This is a genomic window from Pseudomonas sp. B414 (assembly GCF_055408445.1).
The window spans coordinates 22,729-44,984 of sequence record NZ_JBUZTQ010000031.1; the positions used below are offsets into that span (position 1 = coordinate 22,729).

General features: G+C 56.5%; 16 protein-coding genes and 2 pseudogenes. 10 read left to right on the top strand and 8 right to left on the bottom strand.

Annotated features, from left to right (window positions below; all coding sequences use genetic code 11):
* Nucleotides 1-212 precede the first annotated feature (212 nt).
* Both ACZRMH_RS20625 and ACZRMH_RS20630 read right to left on the bottom strand, forming a co-directional pair.
* Nucleotides 213-5,513, bottom strand: coding sequence for a SpvB/TcaC N-terminal domain-containing protein (locus tag ACZRMH_RS20625; protein WP_464015025.1), 5,301 nt, complete (start codon nt 5,511-5,513; stop codon nt 213-215).
* A 304-nt stretch (nt 5,514-5,817) separates the two neighbouring features.
* Nucleotides 5,818-6,678 carry a MurR/RpiR family transcriptional regulator gene (locus ACZRMH_RS20630; RefSeq protein ID WP_173430580.1) on the bottom strand — a complete coding sequence of 287 codons (861 nt, stop codon included), beginning with the start codon at nt 6,676-6,678 and terminating at the stop codon, nt 5,818-5,820.
* 204 nt (nt 6,679-6,882) lie between these two features.
* On the opposite strand from ACZRMH_RS20630, the gene zwf reads away from it, so the two are divergent.
* From zwf to ACZRMH_RS20645, 3 genes are read left to right on the top strand one after another with little or no spacing between them, the layout of a single operon-like run.
* Nucleotides 6,883-8,352 (top strand): glucose-6-phosphate dehydrogenase, encoded by a 1,470-nt coding sequence (zwf, locus tag ACZRMH_RS20635; protein ID WP_464015026.1) that lies wholly within the window; start codon nt 6,883-6,885, stop codon nt 8,350-8,352.
* Nucleotides 8,339-9,052: a 6-phosphogluconolactonase gene (pgl, locus tag ACZRMH_RS20640; RefSeq protein ID WP_464015027.1), complete on the top strand. Its 714-nt coding sequence runs from the start codon at nt 8,339-8,341 to the stop codon at nt 9,050-9,052. Before zwf ends, pgl begins: the two co-directional genes overlap by 14 nt.
* Nucleotides 9,053-9,069: 17 nt before the next feature.
* Nucleotides 9,070-9,735: a bifunctional 4-hydroxy-2-oxoglutarate aldolase/2-dehydro-3-deoxy-phosphogluconate aldolase gene (locus tag ACZRMH_RS20645; protein ID WP_464015028.1), complete on the top strand. Its 666-nt coding sequence runs from the start codon at nt 9,070-9,072 to the stop codon at nt 9,733-9,735.
* A 107-nt stretch (nt 9,736-9,842) separates the two neighbouring features.
* Here ACZRMH_RS20645 and ACZRMH_RS20650 read toward each other — a convergent pair whose 3' ends face one another.
* Both ACZRMH_RS20650 and ACZRMH_RS20655 read right to left on the bottom strand, forming a co-directional pair.
* Nucleotides 9,843-11,030, bottom strand: a complete 1,188-nt coding sequence (locus ACZRMH_RS20650; protein WP_464015029.1) for an aminotransferase class V-fold PLP-dependent enzyme — start codon at nt 11,028-11,030, stop codon at nt 9,843-9,845.
* 12 nt (nt 11,031-11,042) lie between these two features.
* Nucleotides 11,043-11,279, bottom strand: a complete 237-nt coding sequence (locus ACZRMH_RS20655) for a DUF3820 family protein (RefSeq protein WP_464015030.1) — start codon at nt 11,277-11,279, stop codon at nt 11,043-11,045.
* Nucleotides 11,280-11,487: 208 nt separating this feature from the next.
* Between ACZRMH_RS20655 and ACZRMH_RS20660 the strand changes: the two genes are divergently transcribed.
* The gene (locus tag ACZRMH_RS20660; RefSeq protein ID WP_464015031.1) at nt 11,488-11,955 is read left to right on the top strand and encodes a ferritin-like domain-containing protein; all 468 of its coding nucleotides are present in this window, start codon (nt 11,488-11,490) and stop codon (nt 11,953-11,955) included.
* A 137-nt stretch (nt 11,956-12,092) separates the two neighbouring features.
* On the opposite strand, the gene ACZRMH_RS20665 is transcribed toward ACZRMH_RS20660, so the two are convergent.
* Together ACZRMH_RS20665 and ACZRMH_RS20670 are read right to left on the bottom strand one after the other, a co-directional pair.
* A complete protein-coding gene (locus ACZRMH_RS20665) occupies nt 12,093-12,563 on the bottom strand; it encodes a MaoC family dehydratase (protein ID WP_019829146.1) in 471 nt (156 codons plus the stop codon).
* A gap of 87 nt (nt 12,564-12,650) precedes the next feature.
* Nucleotides 12,651-13,595: an alpha/beta hydrolase gene (locus ACZRMH_RS20670; protein ID WP_464015032.1), complete on the bottom strand. Its 945-nt coding sequence runs from the start codon at nt 13,593-13,595 to the stop codon at nt 12,651-12,653.
* A gap of 222 nt (nt 13,596-13,817) precedes the next feature.
* Here ACZRMH_RS20670 and fadD2 point away from each other — a divergent pair, with 222 nt between their 5' ends.
* Nucleotides 13,818-15,506, top strand: coding sequence for a long-chain-fatty-acid--CoA ligase FadD2 (gene fadD2, locus ACZRMH_RS20675; protein WP_464015033.1), 1,689 nt, complete (start codon nt 13,818-13,820; stop codon nt 15,504-15,506).
* A 349-nt stretch (nt 15,507-15,855) separates the two neighbouring features.
* Complete coding sequence (fadD1, locus tag ACZRMH_RS20680) at nt 15,856-17,547, top strand: long-chain-fatty-acid--CoA ligase FadD1 (RefSeq protein WP_464015034.1); 1,692 nt, start codon at nt 15,856-15,858, stop codon at nt 17,545-17,547.
* Between the two features lie 153 nt (nt 17,548-17,700).
* On the opposite strand, the gene ACZRMH_RS20685 is transcribed toward fadD1, so the two are convergent.
* A complete protein-coding gene (locus tag ACZRMH_RS20685) occupies nt 17,701-18,078 on the bottom strand; it encodes a hypothetical protein (RefSeq protein ID WP_464015035.1) in 378 nt (125 codons plus the stop codon).
* Between the two features lie 278 nt (nt 18,079-18,356).
* Here ACZRMH_RS20685 and ACZRMH_RS20690 point away from each other — a divergent pair, with 278 nt between their 5' ends.
* Both ACZRMH_RS20690 and def read left to right on the top strand, forming a co-directional pair.
* A complete protein-coding gene (locus ACZRMH_RS20690) occupies nt 18,357-19,310 on the top strand; it encodes a YihY/virulence factor BrkB family protein (protein WP_464015036.1) in 954 nt (317 codons plus the stop codon).
* Between the two features lie 2 nt (nt 19,311-19,312).
* A complete protein-coding gene (gene def / locus ACZRMH_RS20695) occupies nt 19,313-19,852 on the top strand; it encodes a peptide deformylase (protein ID WP_464015037.1) in 540 nt (179 codons plus the stop codon).
* On the opposite strand, the gene ACZRMH_RS20700 is transcribed toward def, so the two are convergent.
* Nucleotides 19,842-20,252, bottom strand: a complete 411-nt coding sequence (locus ACZRMH_RS20700) for a GNAT family N-acetyltransferase (protein ID WP_464015038.1) — start codon at nt 20,250-20,252, stop codon at nt 19,842-19,844. The two genes, def and ACZRMH_RS20700, sit on opposite strands and share 11 nt — an antisense overlap.
* Before the next feature lie 706 nt (nt 20,253-20,958).
* Here ACZRMH_RS20700 and ACZRMH_RS20705 point away from each other — a divergent pair.
* Both ACZRMH_RS20705 and ACZRMH_RS20710 read left to right on the top strand, forming a co-directional pair.
* Nucleotides 20,959-21,630 (top strand): annotated as a pseudogene (locus ACZRMH_RS20705) (PAS domain-containing protein); the annotation flags it as partial.
* Nucleotides 21,631-21,750: 120 nt separating this feature from the next.
* Nucleotides 21,751-22,179: pseudogene (locus ACZRMH_RS20710) on the top strand (methyl-accepting chemotaxis protein); the annotation flags it as partial.
* Nucleotides 22,180-22,256: the final 77 nt, after the last annotated feature.

Below are 22,256 nucleotides of genomic sequence, written 5' to 3' on the forward strand. Positions count from 1 at the left end.
GTCCGCCAATGGCTGCCTCGGCTGTCCCAGCTTTCCCTGTGATTGCCATTGGCGTCGGCCAAATGCATCGTATTGCAGGCGTGTGATCCGTGCCCCAGCAGGTTCTTCAGGGCTGCAGCGATGGTAGGCAACCATGCGAATTATCAGGCCGCGCGGGTCGGTTGCTGCAAGCTGCGGAGTCTGGGTATCGTGCAGGTTTCGCGAGGTGATGGTCATTGCAAGCCACCCGTATAGCCGACGATGTTCAACGTCTTGATCGGGAAGGCCAGGGCAGACGCCTGGGTGGTATCACTGCTTGAGAACGCTACATTGAAGATCACCTTGAGCGTACTTCCGTCTGCCAGTTCCCTCAGATAACTGGCTGGGGCTACCTTGCGCAAGTACCCTCTATTGAGCTCAGTGGTGATCACGGCGGAGGCTGTCCAGAGCTGTTTGTTGTACACCGTGCCATCGGCCTTGCGGCCTTCCAGGTACAGCCAGACTTTCTGGCCGAGGGCTATAAAAGGCCAGTTAGTGATATCCACATTCACGCCATTAGGGGTGAAATTGACATTCAGTTGCCCGTTGGCTTCATGTTCAACGTTGAGCAGGTCGCGTAGTAGTGCGTCGGGGAGCGGCGAGATATGCAGATGCAACGGCTCTGAGTGCAGAAGCTGCCCGGCTCGCAGCACTGTGTAGGTGATCTCGACGGTTTTGCCGATATTGGCCCCTACCGTTTGGCTCGTGACAGCAAATATGACCATCCCGTTTGCGCTGCCGGGCTGGGCCGTTATGTTTGGCACGGCGGGTATAGTTGTTACGTTTGCACCGGCAACACCTTTCCAGTTGAGGGTTATGCTGTCCGTGACCTGCATGCCCAGGTATTCGACGCGTACCATGACGCCCTCTTCGGCTTGCAGGGGGTCGAGCTCAGTGCCCAAGGCCTGCACAACGCTAGGGGCTTTGGGGTGTTCAACAGCCTCCAGATACAGATCGTTTTCATCCTCGCTGATGCTGTACCAGGTCAGGTATGTCAGGCGGCGCCAATAACCACTGGCGGTAATGGTTTTGGTCGGGCGACCCAGCGGGTCGTAGAACTGCTGGTCGCTGTAGCCGAACTGGCGAAAAGACTGATCGTTGATGTAACGGTATGTATTGGCGAAGTAAGGCCGGTAAACACGAACCGCCAGGCCTTTGTTGTTGTATTCCACGCGCTCACTCACACGCCAGCGTTCAGTGGTCTGAATCTGTTCGGAGGAGGTCAGGTTGCCTTCAACGTCGACGGCATAGGCCAGCCCCGGTTCGACTTTCTGTTTGCTTTGCAAGGCTCGGCCAAAACCATCCGAGGCGCTGATGGACATGCGCACTTGCCGTTGTGGATCGTTCGGGTAGCGGTCAGCCTGCAACAGCGCAGAAAACGCAGGCTCCCGAGGCAAGGCCAGCAAAGCCGAGCGGGTTTGTGCCGAGATCTGGCTTTGAGGGTACTCATCTTTGACCAGGCGTTTACGTGCGCTGGCGCGCAAATGCCCGGTGGGCATCAGCACGCCCAGATCAACGCCATTGTGCAGTAAATTTAGTGATGCCAACCCCATCCAGCTGCAGGGCTCGTAGAACATGGCCGAGGCGAGATCACCCATCACCGAGCTGTCGGCAATGGCATGCCCTGCGCTGACCGATGCCCACGCATGGCTGGCCATGTTGCCAAAGCCAGTATCCTTGACGGTCTGGGTTGTGTCGTCCCATTCGGTACCCCAGAACGTGGTCAGCACAACCCTGGCCATCGCGTCGTACCGGGCTTCACTGACATTCTGGTTAGGGTCGCGAATCCATTTGGCCTGCAGCGAGTTGTAGTCGTAGACCACTTCGGTGACACCTGCATCAGGTGCGATGAACCTCTCAGGCATCAACCAGAGGCTGTCATAGCTGACGCTGGAGGGTGTGACCCACACCACCGGTTTTTGCTCGAGCAGTTTGTTGAAATGCTCGATCCCGGCGAAGGTTGAGTACCCCGTGCGCGCGGCCCAAAGGGGGGTGCTGGTATCGACCGTATTGCTTGTGGGTCGCCATAGGCCAACATCCACATAGCCGGCGGATTCGAGCCTGGCCTTTATCTCGGCGGGTGTGTTGCCCAGCAGGTTTGTTTCTGCGCCCTGAGCATCCTTGATCACGTATGCATGCAGGGCGTTGGCGTCCAGTTCGGCCTGTTCGCCATATTCGGGCAGGGCATCAAAGTTTACCGTGCCGTCCGGGCAACCCTGGTACTGCACACGGCTTTGGCCTGCGAGCATGCGTTGACCATTGATCGGGTTTTTGCCCAGAGGCGATTGGGCTCCCACAAAGGCTTCGTAACTGATGGGCAGGATCGACAGATGATCAGCGTTCAGTACGTAAGCCATATTCTGGCTGCGGTAGGGCAGGCCAAGTCGCAAGTAGTCGGCCTGCTTGACATGCAGCAACCGCTCGCGGCTTTCACTCAGGTAGACACTCAACTGGGCATCATCCCGGGCATCGGACCACCAACGGCGCAAGTGGGCGTGGTCTTCATCGTCCGGGTATGGCGCGAGGGCATCCGCGCGTCTTGAGCAGGCAACGGAAACTGCGTGGTTTACGCTGCCATATTCATCCATGGCCAGATTGAGTTGGTGCTGGCAGAGCGGGTCGTCGGCCTGACGCTCGTATTGCAGGCTGCGTTGTTCGATGACAAAAGGCAGCATGACACTGTAGTTGTCGTGCTCGGAGCGCGCTTGCAGCAGACGCACCCCGTAGCGGTTTTGCATGACGTTGAAAGGCACCGGGTTGCCATCGGTGCCCAGCGTTTCCGTGCGCAATACCGATCCACTCAGGGTGCGGGCTGCATCGTGCAGGGTCGGCAAATCCCAGTCTGCGTGTATCTGTTCAGTGCCATCAATCCTTTGGGTACACAGTGTGTTACCCAGTGGCGCAAGTTGCGGATCACCATCCCAGGCATCCTGTACGTCCATGTGCAGGGTCTTGCCGGTGTGAAACCAGGTCTTGCTCAGTACCGGTGCGCTAAAGCTTTGGGGGGCTGTGGGGGGGGCAGATTCCGTATCGGTTTGCAGGAGCAGACCAAATCCGCGAAATTCCCGTTCCACGCCATCGTAGTAACCGTGCCTGTAAGCAAAAAACTGGGCCAGGTGGTTGCCGGTAATCTGATCAAGCTGACGCTGCTCACTGACCAGGTGCGTTGCAAACGGCATTTCAGATACCGCTTGGGACGGGTCTGGCAGCAGGGCTTTTTCGTCCAGCCATTCCTGTGCCGATGAGCGATACACCACCTCACCCGCAGCGCCCATATTGTTGTCCGTGGCGCATAGCAAATATGGCTTGTGGCCCGCAGTAAAATCACAGCGCCAATGATGGGGCGCAAGTTCTGGGACGTGAGTGTTGCTGCTAAGCACCAGGCTTGAACAGCCCAGCCCTTGCAAGTCGGCAGCGCTGATTGTGCTGAGGTTGTCATACCGCAGCCCCTCAGGCAGGGCGACAGTAACGGGGGCGGCAAAACCATGCCCGCTCAGATTCATGAAAATCTGCACCGCGCCGCTCTGCAAGTAGAGGATGTCGGCGGCGCCGGAGCCATCCAGGTCAGCGAACCGGATATGGGCGGGGTTGAATTCACCTGCGAATTCCAGCTTGCCTAAATTGATTGGCTCGCCAAATCGCCCGCGTCCAAGGTTTGGAAAACAGCTTACGGCCTGCCCGGTAATACGTACCAGATGCTGCTGGCCAGAACCTAATACGTCACTGAATGCCACCAGTTCGTAACGATCGTCACCGGGTACCGGTAGCGCGGTTTGGTCGGGGGTGCGCTCGACCATAACGGGCGTATCGAAACCTGTGCTTTTCAAGTTGGCATAGAGCCGCACGCTGCGTGTGCCGATCATTGCCAGGTCCGACAGGCCAATCCCCATCAGGTCGGCAAGCTGTGACTGCGGATGAAAGAACTCGGTAGGGAAGGCGGCGTAAGGAGTGAACTGGCCCCATTGCCGGTTGGTGTCGAGGGTGAAAAAACCGGCGATTGAGGGTTGGGCCACCAGCCAGTCGAGCTTGCCGTCACCGTTGATGTCTGTGAGCACTTGCAGTGTTGCAGACCTCGAACTGGCAACAGGAATCTGTGTGAGCAGCTCCCGCGCCGCATAGCTCACTGCGTCTTTGTCCAGGCCGGGGGATGGGTGACGTACAGGTCGCCGGTAATACCAGGCATCTTGCTGGCGATACAGAATACCGGCCAGGCCATCACCCAAAAGGTCCACCAACTGATAGTTGCCAGCATCAATGCCCGGGTCTTGCCTGGGGGGCTGCTCGGCAAAGAAGGGTGAAAACCGTGCCGACTCAGGGGTGAGGGTAAATGAGCTGTAGTCGAATTCCATCGGCGGGTTGTATTGCGCTTCTTGCCCGACATAGCCAATCAGGTGAGCCGCCGTCAGCATGGAGGCCGCCGGCTGTTGGTCGTACTCCAGTTGCAGGCGCTGTACCAGCGTCGGCTGGCCTTCAAGCAATACTGGGCCGGTATTGTCCGGGCCGTCGGCACACCAGTGATACATCAGTACCTGATGGCACAGGCGCAGCGTGCGGTCTTCGAAGCCGTAGCGGTGACTGCTCAGCGGGTCGGCGCGTAGCGGCCATGTTGTCCCGGTGGTTAGCGGGTACTCGGGGTGAGCCACCAGCCGGGGGTCGCATTCGCCATAATCGAAAACCAGATCAAAAAGCCATACGGGTTCACTCGTTTCCTGCAGCAAAAAGGGCACTCGATCGCCTGTCAGATTGCCGTAGCGAATACGCTGAAAATACCTATGGGTGCTGCTGTCCCGGCTACGCCAGGCATCTGCTGCAGACCCTGTCAGGGTGTTCAGCGATACATCGTTTTCTGCTACATATTCGTACAGCACATGCTCGCCGTTCACTGCGACTGACTCTTCAAGGTGCCACTCAGCCACCCAGGTCGTGGTGCCATTGTCATGCTGTAGTCGAGCCGTTTCGTTGTGGCCATAGATATGGATACTGCCGTCAGCGATCTGAATCAGCCAGAACGATTCGCTCGTGCCCACATAGTGTTCGTAGGTGCTGAAATTGCCTTCTACCCGTGGCTTGTAAGCAGTTATGCGATAGGTTTGCGCTAGTGGTTGATCACGAAACACAGACGAGTCGCGGGTGCTGATTTCGCCGTTGGCATAGCGCTCGGGCAATAACACGTCGCCACTTGGCGAGAGGTAAACCGGCTCGCTCAAGTTGCCATTGGAGTCGGGTTCAAACTGCGGAGTCCCCTTGCTGGTTTGCCGGCTGATTGAGGGTCGATTGATTGACCACCCTTGGCCGAACTCGGTTCGTCCGCTGCCGCTGTTGTAGTTCAGGTCCAGTGCTGGCGCATAGCCGCGACCCGGGGTGATGGGCAATGGGATGGACACTGACGCAGCGCCAGTAAAGCCGACAGCCGCCCAGCCTTTGCCAATGCTTTGAATGGCGCCGCCGCCTTTGGGCAGTGAGGGTGCAGAAATACTTAGCGGTTCTTGGGCCATGATCATGAACTCCTGCCACGGGGCGATAGTCCGAGCTGTATGCGTTGTGGGGCAGGAGGGGCAGGCGCAGGAGCGTCTGGGCTCCTTGTATAAAAGAGACCCCGAGGCATTCACGTTATGACTGTTTTGGGCGGCTGTAACCTGTCAGATCTGACAGTTACATGGGGAGGTGAAAGGCATAACAAGACCTATTGCCCTGGAGGGCAGGGGGCAGGCCGGGGGGTGGCAAAAAAATGGCGAAGCCGCTTGTCGGTTGTAGCCGCTGACGAGCTTGGCGACTACAACCTCAGGTGCGGCTGGTGAATCAGTTGAACTCATCCCCCACCGGATACCGGCTGGCGTTGAGGCTTTCCTTGATCTTGCGCAGGTGCGGCTGGAAGTCCACCCCACGGCGCAGGGTCATGCCGGTGGCCAGTACATCGAGTACGGTGAGCTGGATGATGCGTGAGGTCATCGGCATATAGATGTCGGTGTCTTCGGGCAGCGGGATATTCAGGCTCAAAGTACTGGCCTTGGCCAGTGGCGAGTTTTCCGCCGTCAGGCCCAGCACCGAAGCACCATTGGCCCGTGCAATACGTGCCACTTCTACCAGCTCGCGGGTACGTCCGGTGTAGGAAATAATCACAAACAACTCACCGGTATGCGCCACCGAGGCGATCATGCGCTGCATCAACACGTCGGCATGGGCTGTGACGGCCAGGTTGAAGCGGAAGAACTTGTGTTGCGCATCCAGCGCCACAGGGGCTGAAGCACCAAGGCCAAAAAAGTGGATCTGCCGGGCCTGGATCAGCAAGTCGACAGCGCGGCTGATAAGGTTGGGGTCCAGTGCCTGGCAGGCGCTGTCCAGCGAGGCAATGGCGCTGCCGAAAATCTTCTGCGTGTAGGCGGCCGGATTATCGTCAGCCTCAACCGCGCGGCTCACGTAAGCTGCGCCACTGGCCAGGCTTTGTGCCAGTTGCAGCTTCAGCTCGGGGTAACCGCTGACGCCAAACGAGCGGCAGAAACGGTTGACCGTCGGCTCGCTGACCGAGGCCGCCTGAGCCAGCGCGGCGATGCTGAACCGGGTCGCCTGCTGCGGATTCTGCAAAATGATTTCCGCCACTTTGCGCTCGGCCTTGTTCAGCTCTTCGAGGCGGCCCTTGATCTGTTCGAGTAAATTTCGCACGCGGTCCATTTATGATCCTTGGGTCAGCGATGCAAGAACCGGACTAAAGCGGTTCGCAAGGTGGCCTATCCTACTGGTGGCCTGAGATGACCACTAGCAGGAATCTGTATTTTGAGAAAATGTTGTGTTTATTACTACATTTTTCCTTGAGTGATGCCTTGAAAAAAGGTATTTGTAGCTTAACTTGATAAAAGAACAAACATCATGCCTTCGATTACGGTTGAACCGTGCACCTTTGCCTTGTTCGGCGCCCTTGGCGATTTGGCCTTGCGCAAGCTGTTTCCTGCTTTATACCAACTGGACCGCGCCGGTCTGCTGCATGCCGATACACGCATTCTGGCGTTGGCCCGTGAGCCGGGCGATGCCGCCACGCATCTGGCGCATATCGACAGCCAGTTGCGCCAGTATCTGGGCGAGAAGGAAATCGAAGTTGAAGCGCTAAACCGCTTCCTGGCTCGCTTGAGCTACCTGCATGTGGATTTTTTCAAGACTGAAGATTACCTGTCGCTGGCGGAGCTTGCCGGCACAGAGCAGCGTTTGATCGCTTACTTCGCCACACCGGCAGCCGTGTACGGCGCCATTTGCGAGAACCTGGCCGCCGTCGGTCTGGCTGAAAACACCCGTGTGGTGCTGGAAAAGCCCATCGGTTCGGACCTGGAGTCCTCGCGCAAGGTCAATGATTCTGTGGCGCAGTTTTTCCCCGAGAATCGCACCTATCGCATCGACCATTATCTGGGCAAGGAAACCGTTCAGAACCTGATCGCCCTGCGCTTTGCCAACAGCCTGTTCGAAACCCAGTGGAACCAGCGCTACATCTCCCACGTTGAAATCACCGTGGCCGAGAAAGTCGGCATCGAGGGCCGCTGGGGCTATTTCGACAAGGCTGGCCAGCTGCGCGACATGATCCAGAACCACCTGTTGCAGTTGCTCTGCCTGATTGCGATGGACCCGCCTGCGGACCTGTCGGCCGACAGCATTCGCGACGAAAAGGTAAAAGTGCTCAAGGCCCTGGCCCCGATCAGCGCCGAAGGCCTGACCACCCAAGTGGTGCGCGGCCAGTACATTGCCGGTTACAGCGAAGGCCAGTCGGTGCCGGGTTATCTGGAGGAAGAAAACTCCAACACCCAGAGCGACACCGAGACCTTTGTTGCCCTGCGTGCCGATATTCGCAACTGGCGTTGGGCGGGAGTGCCGTTTTACCTGCGCACCGGCAAGCGCATGCCGCAAAAGCTGTCGCAGATCGTCATCCACTTCAAAGAGCCGTCGCACTACATCTTCGCCCCCGAGCAGCGTCTGCAAATCGGCAACAAGCTGATTATTCGCCTGCAACCGGATGAAGGTATTTCCTTGCGGGTGATGACCAAGGATCAGGGCCTGGATAAAGGCATGCAGTTGCGCAGCGGTCCGTTGCAATTGAATTTTTCCGACACTTACCGCAGCACTCGAATTCCGGATGCCTACGAGCGTCTGTTGCTTGAAGTCATGCGCGGCAACCAGAACCTGTTTGTCCGCAAAGACGAAATTGAAGCCGCATGGAAATGGTGCGACCAGTTGATCGCCGGCTGGAAGAAGTCTGGTGATGCGCCCAAGCCGTACGCGGCGGGCTCCTGGGGACCGATGAGTTCCATTGCATTGATTACGCGGGACGGGAGGTCTTGGTATGGCGATATCTGATTTGAAACTGCCTGAAGGTGTCAATGCGCACACCTTCAAGAACCCGGCGTTGCTGGCCGAAGGGCTGGCAGCCAAGGTTGCCGGGCAATTGAACCAGGCTATCGCCGAGCAGGGCGTTGCCACCCTGGTGGTGTCCGGCGGGCGCAGCCCGGTCGCGTTTTTTCAGAGTCTGATCAAGCAACCGGTCGACTGGTCGAAAGTGGTTGTCAGCCTGGCTGATGAGCGCTGGGTGCCCGTGGAGCATGCTGACAGCAATGCTGGCCTGCTTAAAAAACATCTGCTGCAAGGCCCGGCCGCCAAGGCCCGTTTTGTCGGTTTGTATAACGCCGCAGCCACGGTTGAAAAGGCCGCGCTGGAAGCAGATCAGGGACTGGCCGAACTGCCGCCGATCGATGTGCTGATTCTGGGCATGGGTGATGACGGCCATACCGCGTCGCTGTTCCCCAACAGCCCGAACCTGAGCGAAGCCCTGCAACTGGGCAACCCGCGCCGTTGCTGGGCGATGCTGGCGCCAACCGTGCCCCACCAGCGTTTGAGCATGAGCCGCAGCCTGTTGGCGAGCGCGAAGCACAAGGTGCTGTCGATCCAGGGCCAGTCCAAATTGAACACCCTTAACGAAGCGCTGGGGGGTACAGATGTTGCCGCCTTGCCGATTCGTGCCTTTCTGCAACCTACGTTAGAGATTTACTGGTGCCCATGAGCCAAGGATCAGCTGCCATGACAACAACAATTGCGAACGTATCGATGGCGGATAAAGTCGCCCTGATCGACAGCCTGTGTGAGCGAGCACGAATTCTGCCGGTGATTACCATTGCCCGCGAACAAGACATCCTGCCGTTGGCGGATGCGCTGGCGGCCGGTGGTCTGACGGCCCTGGAAGTGACTCTGCGCTCGTCGTTCGGCCTCAAGGCCATCCGCATTCTGCGTGATCAGCGCCCAGAGCTGGTGACCGGTGCGGGTACCGTGCTCGATCGCCATATGCTGGCGGCGGCTGAAGAAGCCGGTTCGCAATTTATTGTTACCCCGGGCATTACCCGTGACTTGCTGCAGGCCAGCGTTGCCAGCGATATCCCGCTGTTGCCGGGCATCAGCAATGCATCGGGAATCATGGAAGGCTACGGGTTGGGCTACCGTCGCTTCAAGTTGTTCCCGGCTGAAGTCAGCGGCGGTGTGGCTGCTATCAAGGCTCTGGGCGGCCCTTTTGGCGACGTTAAATTCTGCCCGACCGGCGGTGTTGGCCCGGCCAATATCCGCAACTACATGGCGTTGAAAAACGTGATGTGTGTGGGCGGTAGCTGGATGCTGGACAGCGAGTGGATCAAGAACGGCGACTGGGCCCGAATCCAGGAATGCACCGCCGAGGCGCTGGCGCTGCTGGATTGATGTTTTAGTCACGAATTTGTTGTGTGTTCTACGGTTTTTGGTGCGCTTGGTCGGCGCACCTTTTTTTTGCCCGCAAAACACATCACCCGCTCCCACAGGGGTCATGCTTAAGCCTGTGAAAGTACGCGCAGCGCCCTGACCAGCTGATTGATCTCATCCAGCGTAGTGGCAAACCCCACGGTAATACGAATACAGCTGCCCCAAGCTGCGCCACTGCGCGCCACGGTAAACAGGTTGTACTCCTTGAGCAGGCGATCAACCATCGGCTGCTGATCCTTCAAATGGGTAAAGCGCAGCGAGGTAATCGCGCAACGCAGGCGTGGGTCATCCTCTATCAGTACTTCAATCCCCGGTATTTTTCGCGCCTCACTCACCCACAGATCACGCAGGTAGTTCAGCCTGGCGCCCTTGGCCCGTGTACCGCCCATGTCCTTGTGCTCTTGCAGTACCTTGGGCAGGGTCAGCCACGCCGGGATATTGGGTGTGCCATAGGGCGAACGGTTGCGGATATCCGGCTCGGGGTAGTGCTGGCTGCCCATATCGGGGTCGATATCGGCCAGGCGCTGCGGGTCGATATACATAAAGCCCAGGGTCAACGGGGCGCCGATCCACTTGTGCAGGTTGTAACCGGCAAAGGCCACGCCCAGCGCCGGCAGGTCGAACTCGATCTGGCCCAGGGCGTGGGCGCCATCCAGGATCACATCGACCCCATGCTCCCTGGCCGCCGCAACAATTTCCTGCACCGGCAGCACCAGCCCGGTGCGGTGGGTCACATGGGTGAGGGCCATCAGCTTGATCCGCGGGTAGCGCTCAAAAGCTTCGCGATAGCTGTCTATAAGGCTGTCGAAAGTGGCCGGGTGCTTGTGGGTGATTTCAATGACTTCAAGCCCGCGTTGCCGGGCCACCCAGCGCATTGCGTATTCGACGCTGTGGTATTCCAGATCGCAGATCAGCAGTTGATCGCCGGGCTGCAGGCCGTTGTAGTTGCGAATCAACGACTGCAAGGCGTCGGAGGCTCGGCAGGTCAGTGCAACACCAGCCGGGTCAACGCCCAGCAGGTCGGCAAGCTGGTCGCGGATCTCGATATTTTGCGTGGTATCGAAGTGCTGGCGCACCGGCTGCGCGTTATGCCGGTTGATAAAGTCGATATTGCGCTGGTAGTTCTGCGCCACGTCGCGGGTCATGCGCCCGAAGTAGCCGTTTTCCAGATTGATCGGGCCGGGCGCCAGGTCATAGCGCTCGGCAATGGTGTGCCAGAAGTTTTCGTCACGGGCGTTGTCTTCAATCCTTGGCATGGGGCAACTCTGTCAATGGCGGGGTTTGGGTTTTCCGTGTTTGGCGCGCAACGGGTCGAGCAGGTCCGACAGGCCGTTGTGATCGATCTCTTGCATCAGGGCCAGCAAGCCACCCAACTCACCGTGGGGAAAGCCCTGGCGGGCAAACCAGTTGAGGTACTGGCCGGGCAGGTCGGCGATGATTCGGCCCTTGTATTTGCCGAAGGGCATTTCGCGGGTCAGCAGCAGTTCGAGTTTTTCGGGGTTCATGCAACGGCCTTCAGATGCGTAAAGCTGTGGAAATGAAAATACAGGCAATTTGCATGAAGGCCAATTGACAGATCATGCAGAAAAACCGGATACAGATTTTTCGTGTTTTATTAACTTGTTGATATATAACGTTTTTATCTAATTCTAAAACTGGCACGAGCCCTGCAATCTCTATTGCACGATCCTCAACCTTGTAAGGAATTGAACAATGACTGACCTCAATAAAGAAGCCATTAGCGTCCTGAACGATTTGATCGAAACCAGCAAAGACGGTCAGGAGGGGTTTAAATCCTGCGCCGAAGATATCAAGCATCCGGAGCTCAAGGCGCTGTTTGCCAAGCGCTCCGCCGATTGCGCCGCCGCCGCCGCCGAATTGCAGGCTCAGGTGCGTGCCTTGGGTGGTGATCCGGAAACCAGCACCAGCGTGGCCGGTGACCTGCACCGCCGTTGGGTCGACGTGAAATCGGTGTTTACCGGCAAGGACGAAGAGGCTGTGCTCAACGAAGCCGAGCGCGGCGAAGACCATGCGCTGAAGGCTTATAAAGAAGCGCTGGAAAAAATCAGCAAGCACAACCTGGTCGGTATTCGTGATCTGGTAGAGCGTCAGTATCACGGTGTGCAACGCAACCACGATCAGGTCAAGGCCTTGCGCAATCAGGCTCGCGCTCGGGCATAACCAGCTCGATGCAGTAGATCTCATGTAGATCTACTAATGTGGGAGCGGGCTTGCTCGCGATGCATACAACTCGGTTGGTCAGAATGACCGAGGTGATGCTATCGCGAGCAAGCCCGCTCCCACTTGTGCGTTACGTGTTAGCCAATGCTGATCGCTGGCAGCACCGGCAATGTCACGGTCTGCTGCTTGCGCGGGGCAATGATTTCAGCTTCGCCATCAACGACGATTTCGTCGCGCTGATTGAACACGCGGGTGGCAATACGCACGCGGAACTTGGGTAGCTTTTCCAGGATTTCCAGGCGCACAGTCAGGGTGTCACCGATTTTCACCGGTTTCTGAAAGCTCATTTGCTGGCCGACATAGATGGTGCCCGGGCCAGGCAACTCGCAAGCCACGGCGGCACTGATCAGCGCGCCACTGAACATGCCGTGGGCAATGCGCTCTTTGAACATGGTGGCGGCGGCGAATTCAGGATCGAGGTGCACCGGGTTGTGGTCGCCGGACATGGCCGCAAAAAGCTGAATGTCGCGCTCTCCAACGGTTTTGCTGTAGCTGGCGGTCTGGCCGACTTCGAGGGCTTCGTACGGGGTGTTGGTAACCTGGGTCATCTAGCGCATGTCCTGTGACGAGTGTTTGGTTTTAAAGCCATGATTTTAAAAGATTTAAAAACCTTTTAGATGAAAAAGCCATACTGCTTATTCGCTGTGCGACGGGCGATTGCGGCTCAATGCCTGATTGAGCCACTCAATCACATCTGCCATCACTTCGTCGCGATTGGTTTCGTTGAAGAGTTCATGCCGCGCTTGCGGGTACAGATTCAACTGCAACTGGCGGTTGCCGGCCTTTCGCAAAGCCGTGGCCAGATCAGTGAGACGCTTGCCTTCGCTTACCGGATCACATTCTCCGCCCATAATCAGTAAAGGCAGGCCCGGATCTATCTGAGCGAGATTGGACGCTTTGCTGATTTGCTGCAACCCGCCAAGCAGATCGATCCACAGTTGGTTGGTGCAGCGAAAACCGCACAAGGGGTCGCTGGCGTAGGCATCGACCTGCACCGGGTCGCGGCTGAGCCAGTCATAGGCCGTGCGATTGGGCTTGAAGGCTTTGTTGAACGAGCCGAAAGACAACCACTCAATCAGCGCACTGCGACCTTTGGGCCCCTGGCGCAAACGTTCGAAGCGGGCGATCAGGCTGGCGGCACGATAGAGCCCCACCGGTTGAAAATTGGAGGCGCTGAGAATGGCGCCCTGCAGGCTGGCGCTGTGATGCATCAAGTAAGCCTGGGCGATATAACTGCCCATGCTGTGGCCCAGCAGAAAAATCGGCACGCCGGGATGGGTCTGGCCGATATGCTGGCTCAGGCTGGCGAGGTCGCTGACTACTGCGCACCAGCCATCGTTGTCGGCAAAGTAGCCCAGGGTGCCACGCTCGGCGGTTTTGCCATGGCCACGCTGGTCATGGGCATACAGACCAAAACCGGCATCGCTCAGGGTTTGGCCCAGACGGGCATAACGACCACTGTGTTCGGCCATGCCATGAGCCAATAAAACCATGGCCTTGGGCGTGCCAGCAGGCAGCCACTGGTTAACGAAAAGACCACTGCGGTCATTCGCTTCCAGCCAAAAAGTCTCAGCGGTCATGGCAATTCCTTTATCTGTTGTCGTAGCAGTGTATAGCGCATTTGCACAGGGGCCGCTTCACAGGTAATCACGTACCAATAAGATTCAAGATGTAAATGGCGAAGATCGCTGTATTTGCCTACAACTTTATAACTGTTAACGTCCGCACATTCCGCTGTTCATTGAAGCTGTTCATTGAGTGAAAGAGGCGGCCAGGCACGCTCAGGTACGAGGATAAAAATAATGCAAGCCGATTTCTGGAATGATAAACGTCCTGCCGGTGTACCGCTGGATATTGATATGACGGCCTTCAAGTCGGTTGTTGATGTGTTTGAACGCTCCTGCAAGAAGTTCGCCGATCGCCCGGCGTTCAGCAATCTGGGTGTGACCATCACCTATGCCGAGCTTGAACGCCACAGTGCTGCTTTTGCCGGATACTTGCAGGAATACACGGACCTCAAGCCCGGCGACCGCATTGCCGTGCAAATGCCCAACACCCTGCAATACCCGATTGCCGTTTTCGGTGCGATGCGCGCCGGGCTGGTGGTGGTCAATACCAACCCGCTGTACACCTCGCGCGAGATGCGTCATCAGTTCAAGAGCGCAGGCATTCGTGCACTGGTGTACTTGAACATGTTCGGCAAACGCGTGCAGGAAGTGCTGGAAGACACCGAAATCGATTACCTGATTGAAGCCCGAATGGGCGACATGATGCCTGCCGTCAAAGGCTGGATCACCAACCTGGTGGTCGACAAGGTCAAGAAGCTGGTGCCGGCCTATCAGTTGCCCCAGGCAATCTCTTTCAAGACCGTTTTGCGCCGGGGCGCTGGGCGGGTTATCCGGCCGCTGACGGTAGCGCTGGATGACACCGCGGTGCTGCAATACACCGGTGGCACTACCGGCCTGCCCAAGGGCGCGATGCTCACTCACGGCAATCTGATCGCCAACATGCAGCAGTTGCGCGCGTGCCTGTCCCAGCATGGGCCCGATGGTCAGCCGATGCTCAAGGACGGTCGCGAGATCATGATCGGCCCGCTGCCGCTCTACCATATCTATGCATTTACGGCCAATTGCATGGGCATGATGGTTACCGGCAACCATAACGTCCTGATTACCAACCCGCGTGATATCAAGGGCTTTATCAAGGAACTCAAGAGCTGGAAGTTCACCTGTTTTCTGGGCCTGAACACCCTGTTTGTCGCACTGATGGACCACCCAGACTTCAAGGACGTTGATTTCTCCGGGCTTAAAATCACCAACTCGGGCGGTACGGCGCTGGTCAAGGCCACTGCCGAGCGCTGGGAAAAACTCACGGGCTGCCGCATCGTCGAAGGCTACGGCCTGACCGAAACTTCGCCGGTGGCCAGTGCCAACCCGTGCGGGTTGCTGGCAAGGCTGGGCACGGTGGGCATGCCGGTGCCGGGCACGGCCATGAAGGTGATCAACGATGACGGCGTCGATCTGGGCCTGGGCGAGCGGGGTGAGTTATGTGTCAAAGGCCCGCAAGTGATGAAGGGCTACTGGCAGAACCCCGAAGCCACGGCCGAAGTGCTGGATGCCGAGGGCTGGTTCAAAACCGGTGATATCGCAGTGATTGACCCCGATGGGTTTGTCCGCATCGTCGATCGCAAGAAAGACCTGATTATCGTCTCGGGTTTCAATGTGTACCCCAACGAAATTGAAGACATCGTCATGGCCCACCCTAAAGTGGCCAACTGCGCAGTGATCGGCGTGCCGGACGAACGTACCGGGGAGGCGGTCAAACTGTTTGTGGTGCCGCGCGCAGGCGGCGTGACCGTCGAAGAACTCAAGGCCTACTGCAAGGACAATTTCACCGGCTACAAGGTGCCCAAGCAGATCGTATTGCGCGACTCCTTGCCCATGACCCCGGTGGGTAAAATCCTGCGTCGCGAGTTACGAGATATCGCCTGATTCGTTCAACCCGGCGACAGACGCCCGTCAGCCTGAAAGCTGCGGGCGTTTTTTTTAATGCCTGATAATGATCTCAGGTCCCTGCCAGCGCCCTGTAACACCTGATATAGAGGGGTTTTACAATAAATAGAGTTTTTGCACTAATGATGACTTCAGATTGTCCTACAGTCAGGTTGGTGACTCGGAACCCGGTTTTTGGCTCTAGGCGGCCTTTGGCAAAGCTGCTACTCTCGGCGCGCTTTGTGACTTCTGAGTTAAGTAAAGTCAGAACTGTCCATTATAAAAATCAAACAAATAAGAACCGCAGCCAATGCGGTGAAGAATTCGCGACGCTGAGGAGTGGGCTTCCATGATTGAAGGCTTTTGGAAGGATAAGTACCCAGCTGGGATTGCTGCTGAAATCAATCCTGATGAATATCCAAATATTCAGACGGTACTGCGGGAATCTTGCCAGCGGTTCGCCGACAAACCGGCGTTCAGTAACCTCGGCAAAACCATCACCTACGGTGAGCTTTATGAGCAGTCCGGCGCGTTTGCCGCCTGGTTGCAACAGCACACTGATCTGCAGCCGGGCGATCGCATCGCCGTGCAGTTGCCCAACTTGCTGCAATACCCGATCGCTGTGTTCGGAGCTATCCGCGCCGGCTTGATTGTGGTCAACACCAACCCGCTGTACACCGCGCGGGAAATGGAACACCAGTTCAAGGATTCTGGCGCCAAGGCGCTGGTGTGCCTGGCGAACATGGCGCACCTGGCCGAAAAGGTCGTACCGCAGACTTCAGTCAAGTATGTGATCGTCACCGAAGTGGCCGACATGCTGTCGCCCTTCAAGCGCGTGTTGATCAATACGGTCATCAAGTATGTGAAGAAGATGGTCCCGGCCTATCACTTGCCCCAGGCCATCAAGTTCAACGATGTACTGCGCAAGGGGCTGGGCCAGGCGGTCAGGGAAGCCAGCCCGACAAGCAGTGATGTAGCCGTGTTGCAATACACCGGCGGCACCACGGGTGTGGCCAAGGGCGCGATGCTGAGCCATCGCAACCTGATCGCCAACATGTTGCAGTGCAAGGCGCTGATGGCTTCCAATCTTGAAGAAGGTTGCGAAATCCTCATCACGCCACTGCCGCTGTACCACATCTACGCCTTTACCTTTCACTGCATGGCGATGATGTTGCTGGGTAACCACAACATACTGATCAGCAACCCGCGTGATCTGCCAGCGATGGTCAAAGAGCTGTCCAAGTGGAAGTTCACCGGCTTTGTCGGCCTCAATACCCTGTTTGTGGCGCTGTGCAATAACGAAGCGTTCCGCAAGCTGGACTTTTCGGCCCTCAAGGTGACCTTGTCGGGCGGCATGGCCTTGCAACTGTCAGTGGCTGAACGCTGGAAAACCGTGACCGGTTGCCCGATCTGCGAGGGTTACGGCATGACCGAGACTAGCCCGGTGGCCACGGTAAACCCGGCCCAGACCATCCAGGTTGGCACCATTGGCATTCCAGTCCCTTCGACCCTGTGCAAAGTGATCAACGATGCCGGTGAGGAACTGCCGCTGGGTGAGGTTGGCGAGTTGTGCATCAAGGGCCCGCAGGTCATGAAAGGCTATTGGGAACGTCCTGACGCGACTGCCGAGATCATGGACAGCGAAGGCTGGTTGAAGTCCGGTGATATCGCGGTTATTCAGCCTGATGGCTATATCCGGATTGTCGATCGCAAGAAAGACATGATTCTGGTCTCGGGTTTCAATGTGTACCCCAATGAGCTGGAAGACGTGATGGCTTCCTTGCCTGGCGTATTGCAGTCGGCGGCCATCGGTATTCCGGATGAGAAGACCGGTGAGCTTATCAAGGTCTTCATCGTGGTCAAACCGGGCATGACTCTGACCAAGGATGATGTCATGAAGCATATGCGTGCCAATCTGACCGCTTATAAAGCTCCGAAATTCGTCGAGTTCCGCGACAGTCTGCCGACTACCAACGTGGGTAAAATCCTGCGTCGTGAGTTGCGTGATGAAGAGCTGAAAAAACTGGGCCTGAAAAAGTAGTTTTCCCGGAAACGAAAAAGCCCCGCATTGCGGGGCTTTTTCGTTTTGAACACGCCGAAAATCTGTAGTGATTGCAACTTTCTTGATACTTGCAGCGCGGTCTATCAAGTGAGTCAAGGTTGCTGTGCGACCCTTCGCAGCCTTCGGCAGCGACTACAGCATAAACTGCGCGAAATTTACGCCTGTACCTGTCGGGCGTACGTCCTGCAGGTAAGAGTCCTTGTCTGCGCTCAGCTCAAGGCTCATGGTCGGCGTACGCTTGTGCGTCGCACGTACTACCATGCCTTCGCGCTTTTCACGCAAAAATGCAGTGGTCACCTTCAGGTGCAACAATTCGTCGGTGTTCGGGGTGTGCAGCAACAGATGCACCCATTCGTACTGGCCGACAGCCAGACGGGCCAACGGAATATCGAACCACCAGATGTTCTTGTTGGTGTTCAGTGCGGCGAAATGGCAGTTGTTGACGCCGAGTACCGCGCCGCCGAGTTCCTGGTTTCTGCGGGCAATAGCCAGCTTTTTATCGAGTTTCATAACCTTCCTACAATTGCGGATCTTCAGCGCCATAGCCTGAATACGTCGTGTATTCTCGGGGGTTAGCGGGCAAACATAAAGCCCAACCTGCAATGAACGACGAAATGTTGGGTACAAATTAATGAAACTCGATGCGGGGCAGGCTGGTCTACCATGGGTGGCCTTTTCACCGGTTTGGTGATCAAGTGCTTTCAAAGTCGCCAATTGGGCTACTTTTAGGTAAAACCCTTCGCTTGGAGGCGTGTGATTTCAATAACTCAGCGGCGAAAGGAGACGCTATGCTTTTTCCAGGCTTGAACGGCCTGCCTTTGGGCAAAGTCTTGATCCGTACGGTAAAGGAATTTATCGACGATGAAATGTCGACCTATGCTTCGGCGTTGGCCTATCAGATGCTGTTTTCGTTATTCCCCTTCATTCTGTTTCTGATCGCGTTGATCGGCTTTTTGCACCTGCCCGACTTTTTTACCTGGTTGCGCCTGCAGTCCGAACTGGTGCTGCCGCCACAGGCGCTGGAACAGGTCAACCCGGTGATCGATCAGTTACAGCAATCCAAAGGCGGCTTGCTGTCAGTGGGTATCGTGATTGCGTTATGGACCGCGTCGGCTGGCGTGCGTCTGATGATGAGCGCGATGAATGCCGCCTATGACGTAGTTGAAGGGCGGCCTGTCTGGAAGCGTTTTCCGCTGTCGATTTTTTACACCATCGGCATTGCCGGCATGCTGCTGGTCGCCGCTGCGCTGATGGTGCTCGGGCCACAGGTGATGAGCTGGCTGGCGGGGCAGGTGGGGCTTGAAGACTTTGTGGTGACGCTGTGGACCATCCTGCGCTGGCCGGTAATCATCCTGTTGATGATGGTGGCTGTGGCACTGATCTATTACGTAACGCCCGATGTAGAGCAGAAATTTCGCTTTATTACCCCGGGTTCGGTGCTCGCGGTGGTGGTGTGGATTATTGCGTCATTGGGTTTTGCCTTTTATGTCAAAACCTTCGCCGACTACAACGCCATGTATGGCAGTATCGGCGCAATCATCGTGCTGTTGCTGTACTTCTATATTTCGTCTGCCGTGTTGTTGCTGGGGGCGGAAATGAATGCCGTGATCGAACATATGTCGGCAGAAGGCAAGAACCCGGGTGAGAAGACGTTCGATGAATCTGACGACCCTGATCCCAAGCAGCATGTCTCCGGCCTTGGCCGCGACCATTCCCTTAAACCCACTTCTGATGAAAACTGACCATGATTCGTGAAATCCTGAAAATGGGCGACGAGCGTTTACTGCGTGTGGCCCAGCCGGTGCCGGATGAGATGTTCGACACGCCAGAGCTCTGGCAGTTGATCGACGACATGCTGCAGACCATGGAGCATGCCGGCGGTGTCGGGTTGGCCGCCCCGCAGATCGGTGTTGATCTGCAACTGGTCATCTTTGGTTTCGAGCACAGTGAGCGTTACCCGGATGCTGAAGCCGTACCGCAGACCATCCTGATCAATCCGCTGATTACGCCTCTTAGTCCGGCGCTTGAGGAGGACTGGGAGGGTTGCCTGTCAGTGCCTGGCCTGCGCGGGGTTGTAGAGCGTTTCCAGAGGATCCGCTACGAAGGCTTTACCCCAAAAGGTGAGCCGATCGTACGCGAGGCCGAAGGTTTTCATGCGCGGGTGGTGCAGCATGAATGCGATCACCTGATCGGTCGTCTGTATCCGTCACGGATCAAGGACTTCAGCAAGTTCGGCTTTATCGAGGTGCTGTTTCCTGAGCTGGAGCCAGGCACTAAAGAGTAGTGCCCATCGCTATCATCGCCTTGTTGCGTTGATAGCGTACCAGCCGTTCATGCAGGGCGTGGGGCAAGTCTACATCCAGGCTGAACCCCAGGCTTTCATAGAAGCCTTGCAGTTCAGGGTCACAGAACAACCAGACCGGTCCATCTCTGCTCGCCACTGCACGCCTGACCAGTTCGCCAGCGATGCCTTGCTTGCGCTGCGCTGGCGCAACAAACAGCCCGGTCAGCCAGTAGCCCTGTGCCATCGGCCGCAAGCACAACCCCGCAACAATGTCCTCCTGACGGGCTACCCACAATTGCGCGTCCTTGACCGCTTTCATTGACGACTGGTGAGCACGGTAAAACTTGTTCATCAACGGCCATAAAGGCGCTTCAAGCGGGGCGTAAACAATGGCAGTCATAAGTCCACAGGCTTAGGGTAGGGGGGCGCAGTATAAACAAACAGGGATGGGGATTTGTGCCGTTGCCGATATTTGTTGTTGAGATTTATTCGAAATTAAAATCGGAATTTATCGCTATTATTTTGCATAACAGGTTTTAAATAATTGTTGGTGCCATAACAGTGCTATACCTGAGTTTATATTCCTGCACTCTGGAGCGCAGAACATGGCTAAAGGTATGGATTCAAAAAAAGCAGCAAAAAAGAAACCGGCCAAAACTGCCGATGAAAAACGCGCTGATAAAAAATCCAAAAAGTCTGATGCCGGGCTGTTTGGGCATTAATTAAATTGCCGGGGGCTTGGTTCACGGGCCCCTGCACCGTTTCTAACAGCCGAACATCCCCCTTTTGATATTTTTCACCAGCCTGAGCATTTCGTCGCAGGCTGATGGCCTTTTGCTTGCGTGTGTTATTTGACTGTCTATGCTCCATGTTCATGGGGCCTGAGCGATGTGTGCTTAATCCCTCGAAGTGCGTACAGCTCTAACGTTAAGAGTTAAAAGCGCAGGTGGTTTGTGTGTCTTGAAACTTTTGAATTATCAATAGACAGCACCTCCAGGTAATCAGCCATGTTCAACTCCCATCGCAAAGCCGACCTGCTTGAGAATCAGCGCCTTAATGGCTCATTAAATGACATGGCTGCCAAAGTGCAGGCCATCAGCCGGTCGATGGCGATTATTGAGTTTGCCCCTGATGGCACCATCCTGGAGGCCAATGAAAACTTTTGTCGGGTAATGGGCTATTCAGCCGACGAAATTCGGGGCAAGCATCATCGGCTCTTTTGCGAGCAGGCTTACGTTAAAAGCAGCGAATACAGCCATTTCTGGAGTGACCTGGCCCACGGCGAGCCATTGACCGGCACTTTCTCGCGGCTCGACAAAGCGGGGCGCGAGGTATGGCTGGAGGCCTGTTATATGCCTATTGTCGGGGCAGACCAGCAAGTGACTCGGGTGATCAAGGTAGCCTCGGATATCACCGATCGCATCAATAAAGAACATGAAAACCAGAGCATCGTGAATGCCCTGGGCCGCTCCATGGCTGTGATCGAGTTTTCACCGGATGGCCGGGTGATCAATGCCAACCAGAACTTTCTCGACACTATGCATTACGCTCTGAGCGAAATTGTCGGCCAGCACCACGGCATGTTCTGTCGGCGAAGTGAGGCCGAGTCAACCGGGTACAAGGCGTTTTGGGCTTCGCTCAATCGCGGCGAATTTCATTCCCGGCGGTTTGAGCGCGTCGATAAATATGGGCATACGGTTTTTCTCGAAGCCTCCTATAACCCGATTTTCGATGCCAAGGGCCGTCTGTACAAAGTGGTGAAGTTCGCCAGCGATATCACCGCCCAAGTCACCAACCTGCAAACCGCAGCCGAATCGGCCCACAGCACCTCGGTACAAAACGACGCCTGTGCGCAGAAAGGTTCGCAGGTGGTTCAGCAAACCGTGCAAATCATCGAAGCCATTTCCAGGGACCTCAACGAAGCGGCACAAAGCATTGATGCAGTGAGCAAGCAGTCGGACAGCATTGGCAAGATTGTGCAGACCATTCGCGGCATTGCCGATCAAACCAATTTACTCGCGCTCAATGCTGCAATCGAGGCGGCGCGGGCGGGTGAGCATGGTCGCGGTTTTGCCGTGGTGGCGGATGAAGTCCGCAGCCTGGCGGCGCGTACCAGTGCGGCCACCCTGGAAATTGTCGAAGTGGTGCGCAAAAATCATGACCTGTCGCTCAGTGCGGTCACCAGCATGCAGTCGAGCCTGAGCCGAACCGGCCTTGGGGTTTCGTTGGCCAATGAGGCAGGGGAAGCCATCCTGGAAATCCAGCAAGGCTCTCGGCATGTAGTCGATGCCATCAGCCAGTTCAACTCAACGTTGCAACTGCATTGATTTTGAGTACGACTATTAAAGTGTGGGAGCCGGGCTTGCCCGCGATGGCATCACCGCGGTTAGCCAGATATACGGTG

Coding starts and splice junctions, on each gene's coding strand:
- fadD2 (WP_464015033.1), top strand. CDS start 13,818: ATGCAAGCCGATTTCTGGAATGATAAACGTCCTGCCGGTGTACCGCTG.
- ACZRMH_RS20690 (WP_464015036.1), top strand. CDS start 18,357: ATGCTTTTTCCAGGCTTGAACGGCCTGCCTTTGGGCAAAGTCTTGATC.
- fadD1 (WP_464015034.1), top strand. CDS start 15,856: ATGATTGAAGGCTTTTGGAAGGATAAGTACCCAGCTGGGATTGCTGCT.
- ACZRMH_RS20650 (WP_464015029.1), bottom strand. CDS start 11,030: ATGCCAAGGATTGAAGACAACGCCCGTGACGAAAACTTCTGGCACACC.
- ACZRMH_RS20670 (WP_464015032.1), bottom strand. CDS start 13,595: ATGACCGCTGAGACTTTTTGGCTGGAAGCGAATGACCGCAGTGGTCTT.
- def (WP_464015037.1), top strand. CDS start 19,313: ATGATTCGTGAAATCCTGAAAATGGGCGACGAGCGTTTACTGCGTGTG.
- ACZRMH_RS20700 (WP_464015038.1), bottom strand. CDS start 20,252: ATGACTGCCATTGTTTACGCCCCGCTTGAAGCGCCTTTATGGCCGTTG.
- ACZRMH_RS20655 (WP_464015030.1), bottom strand. CDS start 11,279: ATGAACCCCGAAAAACTCGAACTGCTGCTGACCCGCGAAATGCCCTTC.
- ACZRMH_RS20660 (WP_464015031.1), top strand. CDS start 11,488: ATGACTGACCTCAATAAAGAAGCCATTAGCGTCCTGAACGATTTGATC.
- ACZRMH_RS20645 (WP_464015028.1), top strand. CDS start 9,070: ATGACAACAACAATTGCGAACGTATCGATGGCGGATAAAGTCGCCCTG.
- ACZRMH_RS20685 (WP_464015035.1), bottom strand. CDS start 18,078: ATGAAACTCGATAAAAAGCTGGCTATTGCCCGCAGAAACCAGGAACTC.
- zwf (WP_464015026.1), top strand. CDS start 6,883: ATGCCTTCGATTACGGTTGAACCGTGCACCTTTGCCTTGTTCGGCGCC.
- ACZRMH_RS20625 (WP_464015025.1), bottom strand. CDS start 5,513: ATGGCCCAAGAACCGCTAAGTATTTCTGCACCCTCACTGCCCAAAGGC.
- pgl (WP_464015027.1), top strand. CDS start 8,339: ATGGCGATATCTGATTTGAAACTGCCTGAAGGTGTCAATGCGCACACC.
- ACZRMH_RS20665 (WP_019829146.1), bottom strand. CDS start 12,563: ATGACCCAGGTTACCAACACCCCGTACGAAGCCCTCGAAGTCGGCCAG.